The sequence below is a fragment of the Anaeromusa acidaminophila DSM 3853 genome (genome assembly GCF_000374545.1).
Taxonomy (GTDB): Bacteria; Bacillota; Negativicutes; order Anaeromusales; family Anaeromusaceae; genus Anaeromusa; species Anaeromusa acidaminophila.
Genome location: NZ_KB894589.1, coordinates 92,093 through 107,457, shown reverse-complemented (window position 1 = coordinate 107,457; position 15,365 = coordinate 92,093). Strand labels below are relative to the sequence as shown.

Here is a 15,365-nt window from a genome sequence, read left to right as displayed (position 1 = left end):
CCTCATCCCACTTGTCCTATTTTCGTAAGGTATTGTTCAATCTGCGCCAACGTAGCTGCCCGCACATCTCTTTTCTCTTTATTATAATACATTTTATACCACTCCACCGTCATCATCACTGTCTCTTCCATTGACAAAACCGCTTCCCAACCAAGGTTCACTTTTGCCTTGGTTGAATCCAGCCTCAAATAATTAGCTTCATGAAATAATTGCGTGCCGGTACGTTCCCACTCTGCGTCCGCCCCCCATAAATGCTTAATTTGATTTATAACTTTTCTTACAGACCATTCCCCGTGGTAAGACGGACCAAAGTTCCACGCACCAATTGCACTATCCTCCTTATTGTACAAGCGATTAGCTAATAATAAATATCCTCGCAGCGGCTCTAACACATGTTGCCAGGGACGCACCGCGTCCGGATATCGAATCTTCAATTTTTCCTTCGCCATAATCGCTCTAATGAAATCAGGAATAAGCCGGTCTTTTCCCCAATCTCCTCCGCCAATTACATTACCTGCTCGAGCTGTTGCAATTCGAGGATAATCATCATTCATTGAGGAAAAGTAGGACTCCCGATAAGCGGCAGTTATTAATTCAGAGCAAGCCTTGCTATTGGAATACGGGTCTCTTCCGCCAAGTGATTCATTTTCCCGGTATCCCCACAACCACTCTTTGTTCTCGTAACACTTGTCTGTGGTAATATTAACTACTGCTTTAACAGACTCGCTTGCTCTTATACTCTCAAGTAAGTTTATAGTCCCCATAATATTAGTGCTATATGTGTTCACAGGATCTCGGTAGCCTTCCAAAACCATAGGCTGTGCCGCCAAGTGAAACACCACTTCCGGCTTTATTTCGAAAATAACAGCTTTCAATCTTTCTAAATCGCAAATATCCCCGATGAAAGACTCCATCAATTCATAGGTCTTGCATTCTTGAAATAAGCTAGGCGATGTTGGGGGGCGAAGCGAATATCCTGCAACATTAGCCCCCAAGGAAGACAACCATAAAGAAAGCCATGCACCTTTAAATCCAGTATGACCGGTTATAAGAACGCGTTTTCCCCTCCAGAAATTCATTTCATCCATAAATTCTCCTTCTAACCCCACAATTTCCAAGGAGCCTCGCCTGATTTCCAAAAGTTTTCTAACAAGGTTTTATCACGCATCGTGTCCATTGACTGCCAAAATCCGCTATGTTTATATGCTTGCAACTGATTGTTATTAGCTAATTTCTCCAATGGTTCTTTTTCTAAAAAAGTCTCGTCTCCATCAATGTAATCAAAGATCTCCGGCTCAAAGACAAAAAAGCCCCCGCTGATATAACCACAATCCCCTAACGGTTTTTCACGAAATCCCACAACTTGATTTTGCTCGTCAATCTGCAATGATCCGTATCGTCCCGCTGGTTGAATGGAGGTCACCGTACCTATTTTTCCATGCAGCTTATGGGATTCATATAATTTATGTAAATCAATGTCACTGACTCCATCACCATACGTAAGCATAAAGGTTTCATTGCCGACATACTTCTGAATGCGTTTTACTCTCCCGCCCGTCATTGTTTCCATGCCTGTATTCACCAATGTGACCATCCACGGTTCTGCGGTTTGATTATGTATAACTTGCTGATTTCCTTCGCGAAAATCAAAGGTTATATCTGATTCATGCAAAAAATAATGTGCAAAATACTCTTTAATGTAATACCCCTTATACCCCAAGCAAATAATAAATTCATTAAACCCAAAATGAGAATAAATTTTCATTATATGCCACAAAATAGGCCTGCCACCGATCTCAATCATTGGTTTCGGCTTTAAATGCGACTCTTCACTAATACGTGTCCCAAAACCACCTGCTAAGATGACTACCTTCACAACGTCTCGCCTCTTTCGTAATACTCTTGATACCATCTATACGTTTGTTGCAAACCATCTTCAAGCGAAATAGAAGCTTTCCACCCAAGACTATGAATATAGTTTGTATCATTTACTTTCACAGGCGTCCCATCCGGTTTAGAGGTGTCAAATACAATTTCCCCATTATACCCCACAGCCGTAGCCACCAGGTTGGCCAACTCACGAATGCTCGTTCCTATTCCGGTTCCAATATTAACAATTTTACTCTCTTGGTAGTTTTTCATTAAAAAGACACAGGCTTCAGCCAAATCATCTACATACAAAAATTCGCGTATCGGTGTTCCGGTTCCCCATACCACGACCTGCTGAGCCCCGTCTCTTTTGGCATCATGGAACTTTCTGATTAACGCCGGCAATACATGTGAGTTTTCCAAGTCAAAGTTATCAAATGGTCCATACAGGTTTGTCGGCATTACGGAAATAAACGCTGTCCCATATTGCGCATTATAGGCTTGGCACATTTTTATGCCGGCAATCTTAGCGATTGCATATGCATCGTTTGTAGGCTCCAGCGGTCCTGTCAGAAGGGCTTCCTCTTTTATTGGCTGCTCAGCCAGCTTAGGATAGATACATGAGCTTCCTAGAAAAAGTAATTTTTTCACTCCCGTTTTCCATGCTTGGTGAATAATGTTGCTTTCAATCATGAGATTCTCATAAATAAACTCAGCAGGTCTTGTAGAGTTTGCCCAAATACCGCCTACTTTAGCCGCTGCCAAAAATACATACTCCGGCTTTTCCTGCTCAAAAAATTGTTTCACCGCATTTTGCTCAGTCAAACCAACTTCTTTTCTTGTAACAGTTACTATATTTTGATACCCTTGCGATTTTAATTGGCGTACTAATGCAGAACCCACTAGGCCATTATGGCCAGCCACGTATATCTTGGAATCACTGTTCATAAATTACGCTCCTTATTCATGATACTGGTGAATTTCAAAGCCATTATTTTGGCAAAGCAAGTCTCTTTTTGCCTCTACTAAATCTTTCTTCACCATCATATGCACCAATTCATCAAGCGAGGTACTCGGAAGCCACCCCAATTTTGTTTTCGCTTTCGCTGCATCACCTAGCAGCAGCTCTACTTCTGTCGGCCTAAAATAGCGCGGATCAACTTCCACTACTACAGTTCCTGTTGCTTTATCAATGCCGCGTTCATTTACGCCCTGTCCCTGCCATAAAAGTTCCATGCCCACTTCAGCAAACGCCTTTTCCACAAATGAACGCACCGTTTGCGTAACACCGGTTGCAATCACAAAGTCTTCCGCCTTATCCTGCTGCAGCATTAACCACATGGCTTCCACATAGTCTTTGGCAAAGCCCCAGTCCCTTTTTGCATCCAAATTTCCCAGATAAAGCTTATTTTGCAAGCCCAAATGAATGCGAGCAACCGCCCTGGTAATCTTGCGCGTCACAAAGGTTTCGCCTCGAATCGGCGATTCATGATTGAACAAAATACCGTTGCAAGCATAGATACCATACGCTTCACGATAGTTAACGGTAATCCAGTAACCATATAATTTCGCAACGGCATACGGGCTGCGCGGATAAAAAGGTGTAGTTTCTTTTTGCGGGGTTTCCTGCACCAGCCCGTATAGTTCACTGGTTGACGCCTGATAAAAGCGCGTCTTTTTCTCTAAGCCAAGAATACGGATAGCTTCTAAAATGCGTAACGTTCCAAGAGCATCCACGTTAGCCGTGTACTCAGGCGTATCAAACGACACCTGCACATGGCTTTGAGCGGCAAGATTGTAGATTTCATCCGGCTGGACTTGTTGAATAATACGAATCAGATTGGTCGAGTCCGTCATATCTCCATAATGCAAAAAAAAGTGTACTCCACTTTCATGCTTATCCCGATATAAATGATCAATACGATCCGTATTAAACAAGGAAGATCGTCGCTTTATTCCGTGAACTTCATAGCCCTTGTCCAATAATAGTTCTGCCAAATATGCCCCATCTTGCCCCGTTATACCTGTAATAATCGCCTTTTTCATTTTTCCTCCGACTTTACATAAGTATAGTGCTTAAGTTTTTACATGGCATTTATACGCTGGTACTAGTTCATGCAAAATTTCAAATACCTCCTTCAATGAGTTGCACACGCTTAATTTCTTCAGAGCATCTTTCAATATTTCACCCTCAATAGAGCGAATATTGGCAATAAACACCTTGGCGTGACACGTTGCCTTTGTTCCTTCTTCTGCAGTCAATAATTCTTCAAACATTTTTTCTCCTGGCCTGAGTCCACAAAATTCAATGGAAATGTCCTCGTATGGTTTCAAGCCAGATAGCTCGATTAAATCCTTTGCCATATCCAAAATATTAACAGGTTCTCCCATATCTAAAACAAATACTTCGCCCCCTGTCGACTGTGAGCCAGCCTGCAACACAAGTTGAGCTGCTTCCGGAATAGTCATAAAATACCGACTCATATCCGGGTGGGTAATTGTCAAAGGTCCGCCTTGCTTAATCTGCCGTTGGAACAACGGAACAACGCTTCCTCTGCTTCCTAAAACATTGCCAAACCGAACTGCCGCATAGGTTGTATTGTCTGCCAGGCCATTGAAGTAACAAATAATCAATTCTGCAACGCGCTTTGTCGCCCCCATTACGCTGGTTGGATTGACTGCTTTATCCGTCGAAATCAAAATAAACCGTTCTACATTGTATTTCATAGCAGTTCGAGCCACGGAATATGTTCCGAAGATATTATTACGAATCGCTTCATTGGGCTGCAGTTCCATCAAAGGCACATGCTTGTGCGCCGCCGCATGAAAAATAACTTGAGGGTGAATCTGAGAAAAGACTTCGTTCATTCGACCCTCATCCCGCACATCAGCAATAACCGTACGGAATACACCATCTGGAAAGTCTGCTTTTAACGCTAAATGCGTTTCATATATGCTGTTCTCCCCTCGTCCCAATAAGATCAGCTCTCGGGGCTGAAACACCATAATTTGGCGACACAGTTCCGAGCCAATAGAGCCGCCTGCACCTGTAACCAAAACACGCTTATCTGTTAAATACCCGGAAATTTCGGTCTGTTCTAACTCCACGGGTTCTCTGCGCAACAAATCTTCTAAATTCAAATCCCGCACTTGCTTTAGCGAAACCTGCCCATCAATTAGTTCGTAAATCCCAGGCACAATTCGCACCCGGCAATTTGTCTCTTTGCATTTTTGTGAAATTTCACGAATTTTTTTACCACCGACTGAAGGCATGGCAATGATAATTTCATCAATTTCATTTGCTACAACAACTTGAAGCAAATCTTTCGTGCCTCCTAGAACCGGAACGCCAAATAAACTTTGTTTCTTCTTAAAATCCGAATCATCAAGAAAGCCTACCAATCTCTTTGCCTCAGTTACCTGGCCTTTTAATTCTCGTGCGATAACAGCCCCAGCGTCACCCGCTCCAATAATCAATACTGATGTCTCTGCTTTCTTGCGCTGCGCTCTAATCCTAAAATAATAATAGACCCGTAGGAATAAACGGCTAACCCCAATTCCCCCAATGTTCAAAATCCAGCTAATGATATAGACGCTTCGAGGGAGTGTGCAATCCGCAAAAAAAGAATAAGCCACGCTCAAAAGACTTCCTATGCTTACCGCACACACAATTACAATCAACTCATGAATGCTGGCATACTGCCAAAGAATTCGATACAAACCAAGAAAGTAGCAGCAGACAATGTTGATTCCAACAACCGCTCCCACTACGAGTTCATAATTTCTTGAAAACACCATAGGAATCAGGCCATCCTCAAATCGTAACGAAAATCCAAGCCAGGGCGTAGCAGCAACAATAGCTGCATCGCAGACTATTAACAATATCATCAATAAAGTCCGTTTCAACGATAGCCCCCCTAGCGCTCTTTTTAAAAGAAAACTATATCTATTCATTTCATTCTTCTTGTAGAGCCTTCTCTGCTTTTAGTTCCAAATACATCCCTACCGTCGAAATTCCAACCAAAAACCAATACATACGAATCACTACGGCATTTCCAAAATTATACTCCGTCATGCCTTGTATAAGCAAACCAATGGTCAAATAAAACAGCATCTCTCCCCAAATACTTTTTCGAGCAACACCTTTCCAGGCTTCTTTAAGTATCACCCAAAACATGTAAATAAACGCCAAAATTCCCAGCATCCCCTGCTCTGCCAGGATTTGAAAGAAATTACTATGCGCATGTCCCAGCCGTTCTTTAGCTAAAGGCGATATATAGGTAGTAAGATATTGAAAAGCGAAGTTTTCGGCTCCCACACCTGTCAGAGGATAATCCAAAAACATCTGCCATGCACTTTTCCACAACAAGAGCCTCTCTGAGTTAGACTGGTAATCCAACATAAAAATCGTCATCAATCTATTTATTATATCATAATACTGATTTACTATAATTAATAAAACGGAACCAGCGATGCACCCAATTAGAACATTTTTTTTATTTTCCTTAAAATTAGTCATTACTATCAAGCCAACGGAGACAGCAACAGCAATCCAGGCTCCCCGCGTACGATTAAACACAAGTGCCGCTAACCCCAAAAAAAGCCCAAGCAACGCAGCCCAGCAGAAAACTTTGTTTTTCTCCTCTCGTCCCCAGGCTTTTATTGCTAGGATCGTCAAAAGTGGAATCCATTGAGAAAAAATCCCTGCCATCATCATTGCATTTGAAAAAAATCCATCGGGACTAGCTCCATTAACCTTTTGCCAAATAATGCCGAGTTCGGCAACACAAAGAGAAATTCCAGCTAAACCCAGCAATCCATAAAGATCTCGCTGGCTCGTAGCAATTAATGCAACGAAAAAAAACGGAGCCATCCTTACAAAATACGCCCCTGCTCGATCAATCGCAGCTATAGGTTGCTGAGAAAAAGCCGCAGAAAGCAATGCGGTAATAATAAATAACCCCGCCCCTTTAATGATTGGTCTATTAATTAATGCACTTGAAAGTTCCCCTCGATACAGCATCATTAAAACAAAAACAAAGGTAAGTCCCAGCGCAATATTAATACCTGCGATAGAAATGGAAGACACCGCCGCAAAAAAAGCCAAACTATAAAATGCCCAGTTTTTCATTTTAAGCATCATACGAATAATCTGCACCTCACTTAAGAGTTTCACCGTCATGTAAGCCACTCCAAAGGCCAATGGTTTTCTTAATACCAGCTTATAGTATAGTCAATGCCCAGCTCAAAAAGCGATAAATGTTTTCATTATTCTCTTCAACACTAAAGTCTTCTCCTACTAACGGTAGATACTCCGGCGCAACCATGGCGTCTCCGGTTTTCATAAATAGCTTATTTAACTTATTTTCTAGCTCGCTATGTTTTATGCTGTATGTTTGCATCTCTCGAAGATTAGCGCCATTGTCATATTCAAAAACCCCCGGAAGCTTTCTATACCAAGCATGCCCAAAAGTCAAAACATTTTTCCCGCCGCTAATTGCCTCCCATCCTACGGTTCCTACTAAAGTAGCAACAAATTGTGACTTACGAATTAAATCATACGTATTTATGTCCCCCTTCAACAATACGGCTTTAGGGTTTAAAGCCAGGCGTCGAAAAAAATACTTATCACGCATAAAATAGTTCTGCCCCGGATACTCTTTTACATATATTTTCCACTCTTCAGGAATAAACTCAGCGAGATGTTCTAACGCTAATAATTGGTTCGAATACCCATTGCTAAGCATGGATGTAGTCATCTCCGGTTGAAGATGTAAAGGAAAATACACATATTTACAGTTATTATCTATTTCTTGATTAAAGAAACGCTCACGACTTTTTAAATACGCCCTCTTTCGCTGCCGCTCTATCCCATTCTGAGAACACCTCAGATATAGAAATTCCTGTAAATCTTCATATTTCGCCCAAGACTGTTTCATTTTCAAAATTCGTCTATTTAACTTTTTCTGCAGGGACTGTTTAGGCCTATACTTTTTTTCCCACCCCACCCCATAATAAAACCAGTTTTTCTCGAATTTGTTTTCTATTTTTTCATTCCCTACTTGCTCATGGTACTCAGGAAGGGTAGAAAAAATACCAAAATCATTAATATCTGTCAGGTAAAAAAAGCGATTAGCAAACTGCGTTTGCCGCAATATTAAAACTTTCACCTGGAGCTTTTTGGCTACTAAATAAAGCAAATAATTGCCGGGTCCATGAGGAATATCATCCATAAGAATTAATTCAATCTTATTTTTTTGAACCAAGGTATAGAAATAAGCCAAGAGAAAATGCGCCGCATTTACACACTCATAATACGGACTGTGACGAAATAAAAAATTTCGAGAAAACAGATCTAGAATAACGTCCATATGCTTCTGTATGTATGAAGCCATTTCTGCATTATAATTTTTAAAAGAAAATTCTTCCGGCCTGCGAAATAAATCCATCCAATCAAGGGTCTGTTTTGTCGCGTATGGTCCTTCTGGCGTTCCAAACCACTCACAAACGTCAATACTTCCCTCGTTCTGCAATTTTTTTATAGCATCACAACTAAGAAAATTATCAAATCCCCAAACAATTGTCTTCATTCTTTCTCCTCTTTATCAAGCTCATAAAAAGTTCTTCCATCTTGCCCGCCATATGTTCTTTGGTATATAAATTCAGAACACGTTCACGTGCATGGCTACCCATACACTCTCGCTCTGATGATTTCATGTTTACGATTTGTTGCAATCCGTCCGCAATATCCTGCGCCTTCGGTTGAACAACCAGCCCGCAGGCTTCAACAACAATTTCTGCTGGCCCCCCCAAATCGGTGACAATAACCGGCCTTTTCAAGTTCATTGCCTCACAAACAGTCAAGCCAAAGGACTCTCTTTCAACATTGGGAACTAGTACAATATCCATCCCCATCATTTTGTCCGATACATCTTTGGCAAATCCCATAACGTGAACATACTCGTGCAGTTGTTCCTTTTCGATTTTTTTTGCGATCTCTTCAAAATACTTTTCTTCAACAACATCACCAAATATATACAAATGTGCACATGATTTCATGTTTTTGCGCAAAATAGAAATGGCCTCCACCGCCAAATGAATGCCTTTTTGATAGCAAATTCGCGAAAAAACGCCAATTGCAAATTCATCGTTTTCAAGATTTAACTCTTTACGAATTGTCGCTCTCGTTTCCTCTGCGAAGTAGGCTTCTGAAACATCTATTCCATTATATACCAAGGGACTCTTTTTTTCGTCAACAAATGGATTTTTTTGTAAGAAATCCATCTGCACGGTGCGAGAAATGCAAACAGACGCATCCAACTGAGTATAAAACCATTTATGAAAACAATCCTTGTGAATTTTTCGGTTCAAGTCATGCCGAGTACTGCAAACAATATAATTTCCTCGCCACAAAAAGCGGCTAAGAATCGCAACCCATGCATCCTTCCCTCCATGAATATGCACAATATCATATTTATTATCAATGATTAGCTGATGCAATTTAAAAATATGCCGATAGGATAACGCATCTTTTTTTAAAGGCCAATGATGCACTAGACACAATGAGTCAAATCTTTTCGTAACAGGCAAATCTCGCGTCAATAAATGAACACAATGCCCCCGTTCCTGCATGCCTTTAATAAGATTTTCCATATATTGAGCAGTTCCCGCCCAGCCGGCCATAGGCAATATCTCTAAGATTTTCATCGTCTAGCCTCTCTACATCCCAACACTTCCGATGCAGCTTTAAAAACCTCTTCTATGCCAATTTTTTCAACACAGTATTTCATCGGACACTGCTCTGGCGTACTAACGCTTGGACACTCCAGTAAATTATGTTCTATTACATACTTTTTTTTACACAAAGGAGCCCAGCGCTTAGCCGACACGCACCGAAAAATACCAATAATCGGCACTCCGGTCGTAGCAGCAATATGCATGCCTCCGGTATCAATGGTAATCAAAAGATCAATTTGCCTGCAAAGTGCCGCAAACTCCAACAGGCTCGTTTCACCGCACAAATTCAAAACCGGCGCCTGCGAGGCGTCAGCAATCTGTTGCGCGTATTCTTTGTCCTCCGGCGCACCAACCAGCAGACAGCTGATTCCCCCCTGCGAAGCCAAGAGGTCAATCAAGTCCACAAAATAATCTTGCGGCCAATTTTTTAAATAATAGGTCCCTTTTACGCAAAGGGCGACTCGCTTATTCCCTTGCGGCAATGAATCAAGTAAGGCTCTTGCTTTTTCCCTATGCTTACTAGTAATAGCTCCTATAACCGGCTTAGCACTGCCCTGCACCTTAAAAGCGCCTCGGATGACATCCTGAAATAACTCTGATTGATGCGTGTTGAGAAAGTCATCGGACGTATGCACCGCATGTGACCACAATCTTCGCATCTGGCTTGGCTTGTTGTCAAAAAGCCGGTCTGGACCTATCCGCACCGGAATGCCTGCCAGCAGCGTCAAAATAGACGGACGCAGCTTACGGTCCAGAGAAATGCTAAGATCAAACTTCCTGCTTTGCAGTTCTTTGACAAAGCGCAGCATTTGGCGCCAGGAGCGCTCTTTGGGCTGATACACTAACGGAATAACCTCTTCCAACAGCGGATGCCCTTGCAACACTTCGGCCACCGAAGGCTTAACCAGCATGGAAATGCGCATCTGTGGAAAGTGCTGTTTTAACAAAGCGATCGCGCTGGTGGCCAACACAACATCTCCTAGGTTGACCAAAGAGTGAACCAATACTTTTTGAGCTGTTTTTTTTTCCATTAGACATAGCCGCCTTGCGTATCAAGAATGCCAGCGTAATCGGCCACAGCTTCCTCCAACTGCGCAAAGGCCGCCGTAAACCCAGCCTGCCGCAACTGAGAAGCGTCGCTCTCGGTGAAGCTTTGATACTTACCTTTCAATGCCTCTGGAAAAGAAACATATTCGATGTTCCCTTTTCCATAGTGAGCAATCAATGCGAGCGCCACATCATTGAAACTGTGCGCCATACCAGTACCACAGTTAAAAACGCCTGAAATTCGAGGATTTTTCCAAAAATGAAGGTTCACCCGCACTACGTCTTTGACATAGATAAAATCACGCCGCTGTTCACCATTAGCATAGCCGTCTGTACCTTCAAACAACTTAATCACACCGTTTTTCAGCAGTTGATTATGAAAATGGAAAGCAACTGAAGCCATGCGTCCCTTATGGTTTTCCTGCGGCCCAAACACATTAAAATAGCGCAAACCAACTACTTGGCTGCTTGCAGCCGGCAGTACCTGCCGTACATAGCGGTCAAACTGCAGCTTGGAATAAGCATAGACGTTAAGAGCTTCCTCGCAGCCAGGGTCTTCACGGAACCCCTGCGCACCATCCCCATACACAGAAGCGGATGAGGCATAAATAAAGGGAATGCGATGCTCCAACGCATGATGCAGCATAATTTTGCTGTATTCATAGTTGTTGGCCATCATATAGTTACCGTCCAGCTCCATGGTATTAGAACAAGCGCCGTTATGGAAAATGGCTTCAATGGCCTGTCCATGAAACCGGCCGGTTTCCAGACGAGTTAAAAAGTCTTCTTTATGCAGATAGTCTTTGAATTTTAAGCCATTGAGGTTGCGAAATTTTAGGCTGCTGCCCAGATTGTCCACAACCAAAATATCTTCAATGCCTTGTTCGTTCAGGCCTTTGACCAGATTACTGCCGATAAACCCAGCACCACCAGTTACGATAATCATGAAACTACCTCCTGAAAATCATGGGGTATTGAACAAAAGAATCGGAGAATCCAAGGGTTCGTAAGAGGTGTGAGATTTATGATTAAAACCGCAAGCTTAGCCCTCCTGCGCGCCCTCACGCGACTCTTTTTCTCCTGTTCAAACCTGTGCTTTTTCAACAACAAATGGATAGCTATTATAATAGCTATCCATTATTTTAACATTTATTGTCTAATGTGGCGAGTAATTCCTCCCGACTTATGGCATAAGTCCCAAGTTTGCCCACGACAAAGCCCGCCGCTACATTTGCCAGTCTAGCAGAGTCCGGCGCTTCCAAGCCGCCGGCGATACCCGCAGCAAAAACGGCTATAACCGTATCACCAGCGCCGGACACGTCAAAAACCTCCTGCGCCAAGGTAGGAATATGCACTTCCTTACGAGACGCCAGAAAACTCAATCCTTTTTCCGAGCGCGTCGCCAAGAGAGACTGCAGACGAAAACGCCGCCGCAGCCTCGTCGCTGCCTGCCTCACGGATTCGTTTTCATTCGTTATGGAGTTTCCTAACGCTTCACCCAGCTCTTTAAGGTTAGGGGTTACCGCAAAGGCTCCCTGGTAACGTTCCCAATCCGTTCCTTTAGGATCGACAATAACCGGTACACCGTATTGCTCTTGCAACTTCATTAGCGCCTGACACAGTCCTTGTGTGCAAACTCCTTTGGCATAGTCGGACACGATAATGGCTTTGCATTGCTGCTGCACTACTTTAGCAGTGACATATGCCAAGACACGATTTTCCGTTTCTGGCGGCCAGGGAGCTGTTTCTTCAAAATCCAAGCGCAGCATTTGCTGATGACCGCCGATGATGCGCAACTTGGCGGTTGTCGGTCCAGGCGTAACAAATAAACCGTTGCAGTCCACGCCCAATTCATCCAGCATCTTCTCTAAACAACGCCGATTCTCGTCATCGCCGACCGCTCCAACAAGCAGTGTAGGACACCCAAGACGCGCCAGATTATGAGCCACATTGGCCGCCCCGCCCAAGGTTTCCTTTTTTCGGGTCACTCTCGTAACCGGAACCGGCGCTTCGGGGGATATACGTTTCACTTCTCCAAAATAATAACGATCCAACATGACATCGCCCACTACTAATACCGAAGCCTTCCTTGTCTGCTGCGCCACAAAATCGCGGACTTTCTTTTTATGCCGAAACATTTCCGCATCTCCGTTCCAGTTCATCACATAGCCAATGCCCTAATAGGATATGGCCTTCTTGAATACGAGCGGTAACGTCTGATGGCACGCTTATGCATAATTCACACAAATCTGCCATTTTCCCACCCTTTCTTCCGGTAAAACCAACCGTAAACATGCCTTCTTCCTGGGCCCGCCGAACTGCTTCAAGCACATTAACACTATTACCAGAGGTGCTAAATGCCAACAGCACATCTCCCATTCTTCCCAAGGCTTCCACTTGTCTAGAAAAAACGCGGTCATACCCGTAATCATTGCCACAGGCAGTCAGAATCGATGTATCTGTGGTCAAGGCAATGGCCGGCAAACCTTGACGCTCTCGAGTAAATCGCACTACCAGCTCTGCTGCTAAATGTTGGCAATCAGCCGCTGATCCCCCATTGCCGCAGAGAAAAATTTTGTTGCCTCCCCCCAGCGCATCACTGCATAAATCGACCGCCTGACGGATTTCATCTCCACAGACTTCTTCGAGCTGCTGAATGATTTGCAGATGCTCTTGAATGGCTTCATGTAATGTCATATAACGACCTCCTTAAAGAGTACATAACACGAGGATTACAGAACACAGAGAAAGGACGGAATTCAGAGTAACTACGGCGGAAAGTAAAGTGCTTGACGGTACATGATGTACCTAATGCCGGCGATGCCAAGAGTGGCATAGCATCCGGTCTCCGCTAAAAGGAAAGGCCTGAGAATAATAGAAAGCAAAAACAGCGATCGAGTGAACCATTTCTCTATTTTACTTAGCCAGGCGCAGAGGCTGGTTGGCTTCAGAAGTTTGCAAACTCGCGGCAAAAGCAACAAAGAGCTTGCCTGTTGCTTCGGCAGCCAGAGGAAGCAACAATGTGGCCGCCTGTGTATAGCCTGCTTCAGTTTCGTCTTTAACCAACTCAAACAAGGCAGCAGATTCTTCCACAACCCGCTGAAAAAGCTCTTCCTCATCTGCAGGCAAGCGAATTTCTGTCGCTTGCCTCACTAATTTGGCCGCCTTGGGGGCAGCCCAAGTTTCAAATTCCCGGTGACCGAAAAATACGTTGCCGGTTGCATGGTGCGGTACGCACATATCCTGCAGCAGATGAGCCGCCGCCCCCAAATAAAAAGCCGCTTTGCCCCACTTGCCGCGCTGTGCCAGGCGTTTGGCCTTTGTCAGATACTCTTTATAATACAAAAAAGCGGAAGGGAACATTAAAAGCCCCTTCTTCTTGTGTGGATGGTAATAATGAGTGATATTTTTCCAACCCTTATCCGCCCAGGCAACGCCTGCGAGCAATTCCTTTTCCGTAGCAATCAGCAAAGAAGCGTTAAGCGTCTTGCCCATGCGCCGCAGGCCTTCGGCAATCATCAGCTGATGCGTTACCGGCCCGCGATCCACCAGCAGTTGGAACGGGCTAGCCGTCAGCAGCAGCAGCCGCGCCAGCGCCCAAATAGGCCACCGGGCCCAGGCGAAAATTCGTTGCATTAAAAAGCCCCCTTAGAGAGATACGGAATTAGGAACAGGAGTAAAGGGAGTAGAGTGAGGGTACGCACGAGAACAGGAATTGAACAGGAGAATCGGAGAACCGGAGGGCATGACTGAGGGAGAAACGAAGATTTGAACAGATTTCCTTGATTATATCATAGCCGCTTCGCTTCATAAAGCACCGCCGATGAGCCGAACGGACTGGTCCGCCATTGTTACATGCAATGCTTCATCCGCAAAGGCATCTCCGTCCATTTGTCGGTCGCCTTTGCCGCCACCCTGAATGATTACCTCTCGCTCCGCAGCGCAAATTAATACGTCGGGATGCTGGGGCAGACGATCTTGGGCCAGCCAGCAGATATACTCAAAAATCGTTTTGATGCTTCGTTTTTGAAAGACGCATATATAGAGTTTCCTACTGTCCAGCCGAGCCTCATAGGCAACGTGGTGAACCCCCGCATAGTAGCGTCCTTTGGCAACGACCACAGCGCTGGCATCATCCGCAATACAGGCTCCATCGACAGTAACCTGATAAGAGCGCCGCCATACTGCCCTTAAGAGGAGCAGCAAAAGCTGCCAGGCATAGGCCCATTTGGAAATCCACCGTTTCAATCCTTTGGGGACGCGATGAACCACCCAGCCATCAAAGCCGGCACCGACATTGGCTAGAAAATAGCGTTCATTAACAATGCCTGGCCAAACCAATACCGTCTGGCGCTGCCAAAGCATCCCGACAAATTCCTGCGCCTCTTTGGGTACTGCCAATTCTTCGGCAATCAGGTTAATGGTCCCGGACGGGTATACCGCCAGCAAAGGCCACGTACCGGACGGCTCTTTATAGAGACCATTTACGGCTTCGTTCAACGTACCATCCCCGCCCGCTACCACCAGCAGCTCCACGCCTTGACGGCAAGCTTCCGCCGCCCATCGCTCCGCATGGCCGGCATAAGTAGTGCGGCAAAGGCGCAATAAGGTTTTCTTTTTTTCCAGCGCGGCAATGACCGCCTCCACTTTTTTGCGTTTATGCCAACCGGCTTGTTCGTTGTAAATCACCCAAATTTCGCGGAACATCGTCG

General features: G+C 44.3%; 14 protein-coding genes. All 14 read right to left on the bottom strand.

What is annotated here, in order from left to right; all coding sequences use genetic code 11:
- Positions 1-2 precede the first annotated feature (2 nt).
- The 14 genes from rfbG to C508_RS0107520 all read right to left on the bottom strand — a co-directional run bounded on the left by rfbG (position 3) and on the right by C508_RS0107520 (position 15,360).
- Positions 3-1,088: a CDP-glucose 4,6-dehydratase gene (gene rfbG, locus C508_RS0107585; RefSeq protein WP_018702949.1), complete on the bottom strand. Its 1,086-nt coding sequence runs from the start codon at positions 1,086-1,088 to the stop codon at positions 3-5.
- An 11-nt stretch (positions 1,089-1,099) separates the two neighbouring features.
- A complete protein-coding gene (gene rfbF / locus C508_RS0107580; RefSeq protein ID WP_018702948.1) occupies positions 1,100-1,876 on the bottom strand; it encodes a glucose-1-phosphate cytidylyltransferase in 777 nt (258 codons plus the stop codon).
- Positions 1,873-2,817: a GDP-L-fucose synthase gene (gene fcl, locus C508_RS0107575; protein WP_018702947.1), complete on the bottom strand. Its 945-nt coding sequence runs from the start codon at positions 2,815-2,817 to the stop codon at positions 1,873-1,875. Before fcl ends, rfbF begins: the two co-directional genes overlap by 4 nt.
- A 12-nt stretch (positions 2,818-2,829) precedes the next feature.
- Positions 2,830-3,915 (bottom strand): GDP-mannose 4,6-dehydratase, encoded by a 1,086-nt coding sequence (gene gmd, locus C508_RS0107570; RefSeq protein WP_018702946.1) that lies wholly within the window; start codon positions 3,913-3,915, stop codon positions 2,830-2,832.
- Between the two features lie 30 nt (positions 3,916-3,945).
- Positions 3,946-5,757, bottom strand: a complete 1,812-nt coding sequence (locus tag C508_RS0107565) for a polysaccharide biosynthesis protein (protein ID WP_039797062.1) — start codon at positions 5,755-5,757, stop codon at positions 3,946-3,948.
- Positions 5,758-5,824: 67 nt separating this feature from the next.
- The gene (locus C508_RS0107560) at positions 5,825-7,051 is read right to left on the bottom strand and encodes an O-antigen ligase family protein (protein ID WP_018702944.1); all 1,227 of its coding nucleotides are present in this window, start codon (positions 7,049-7,051) and stop codon (positions 5,825-5,827) included.
- Between the two features lie 40 nt (positions 7,052-7,091).
- On the bottom strand, positions 7,092-8,459 hold the full coding sequence (locus C508_RS0107555; RefSeq protein WP_018702943.1) for a capsular polysaccharide export protein, LipB/KpsS family: 1,368 nt from the start codon (positions 8,457-8,459) through the stop codon (positions 7,092-7,094).
- Entirely contained in the window at positions 8,434-9,552 is a 1,119-nt protein-coding gene (locus C508_RS0107550; protein ID WP_281167282.1) for a glycosyltransferase family 4 protein, read from the bottom strand. The genes C508_RS0107555 and C508_RS0107550 overlap by 26 nt, the downstream gene beginning before the upstream one ends.
- 20 nt (positions 9,553-9,572) lie before the next feature.
- Positions 9,573-10,637, bottom strand: coding sequence for a glycosyltransferase family 9 protein (locus C508_RS18085; protein ID WP_018702941.1), 1,065 nt, complete (start codon positions 10,635-10,637; stop codon positions 9,573-9,575).
- A complete protein-coding gene (gene rfaD / locus C508_RS0107540) occupies positions 10,637-11,599 on the bottom strand; it encodes an ADP-glyceromanno-heptose 6-epimerase (RefSeq protein ID WP_018702940.1) in 963 nt (320 codons plus the stop codon). Before rfaD ends, C508_RS18085 begins: the two co-directional genes overlap by 1 nt.
- A 196-nt stretch (positions 11,600-11,795) precedes the next feature.
- Positions 11,796-12,791 (bottom strand): D-glycero-beta-D-manno-heptose-7-phosphate kinase, encoded by a 996-nt coding sequence (gene rfaE1 / locus C508_RS0107535; protein WP_018702939.1) that lies wholly within the window; start codon positions 12,789-12,791, stop codon positions 11,796-11,798.
- Positions 12,778-13,350, bottom strand: coding sequence for a D-sedoheptulose-7-phosphate isomerase (locus tag C508_RS0107530; RefSeq protein ID WP_018702938.1), 573 nt, complete (start codon positions 13,348-13,350; stop codon positions 12,778-12,780). Before C508_RS0107530 ends, rfaE1 begins: the two co-directional genes overlap by 14 nt.
- Positions 13,351-13,569: 219 nt before the next feature.
- Positions 13,570-14,289 (bottom strand): zinc dependent phospholipase C family protein, encoded by a 720-nt coding sequence (locus tag C508_RS19425; RefSeq protein WP_018702937.1) that lies wholly within the window; start codon positions 14,287-14,289, stop codon positions 13,570-13,572.
- Between the two features lie 171 nt (positions 14,290-14,460).
- Entirely contained in the window at positions 14,461-15,360 is a 900-nt protein-coding gene (locus C508_RS0107520; RefSeq protein ID WP_018702936.1) for a diacylglycerol/lipid kinase family protein, read from the bottom strand.
- Between the last annotated feature and the right edge of the window lie 5 nt (positions 15,361-15,365).

Bases quoted from the DNA above. Each gene is read 5' to 3' on its own strand.
- rfbG (WP_018702949.1), bottom strand. From the start codon at position 1,088: ATGGATGAAATGAATTTCTGGAGGGGAAAACGCGTTCTTATAACCGGT.
- fcl (WP_018702947.1), bottom strand. From the start codon at position 2,817: ATGAACAGTGATTCCAAGATATACGTGGCTGGCCATAATGGCCTAGTG.
- gmd (WP_018702946.1), bottom strand. From the start codon at position 3,915: ATGAAAAAGGCGATTATTACAGGTATAACGGGGCAAGATGGGGCATAT.
- C508_RS0107565 (WP_039797062.1), bottom strand. From the start codon at position 5,757: ATGATATTGTTAATAGTCTGCGATGCAGCTATTGTTGCTGCTACGCCC.
- C508_RS0107560 (WP_018702944.1), bottom strand. From the start codon at position 7,051: ATGACGGTGAAACTCTTAAGTGAGGTGCAGATTATTCGTATGATGCTT.
- C508_RS0107555 (WP_018702943.1), bottom strand. From the start codon at position 8,459: ATGAAGACAATTGTTTGGGGATTTGATAATTTTCTTAGTTGTGATGCT.
- C508_RS0107550 (WP_281167282.1), bottom strand. From the start codon at position 9,552: ATGGCCGGCTGGGCGGGAACTGCTCAATATATGGAAAATCTTATTAAA.
- C508_RS18085 (WP_018702941.1), bottom strand. From the start codon at position 10,637: ATGGAAAAAAAAACAGCTCAAAAAGTATTGGTTCACTCTTTGGTCAAC.
- rfaD (WP_018702940.1), bottom strand. From the start codon at position 11,599: ATGATTATCGTAACTGGTGGTGCTGGGTTTATCGGCAGTAATCTGGTC.
- rfaE1 (WP_018702939.1), bottom strand. From the start codon at position 12,791: ATGTTTCGGCATAAAAAGAAAGTCCGCGATTTTGTGGCGCAGCAGACA.
- C508_RS0107530 (WP_018702938.1), bottom strand. From the start codon at position 13,350: ATGACATTACATGAAGCCATTCAAGAGCATCTGCAAATCATTCAGCAG.
- C508_RS19425 (WP_018702937.1), bottom strand. From the start codon at position 14,289: ATGCAACGAATTTTCGCCTGGGCCCGGTGGCCTATTTGGGCGCTGGCG.
- C508_RS0107520 (WP_018702936.1), bottom strand. From the start codon at position 15,360: ATGTTCCGCGAAATTTGGGTGATTTACAACGAACAAGCCGGTTGGCAT.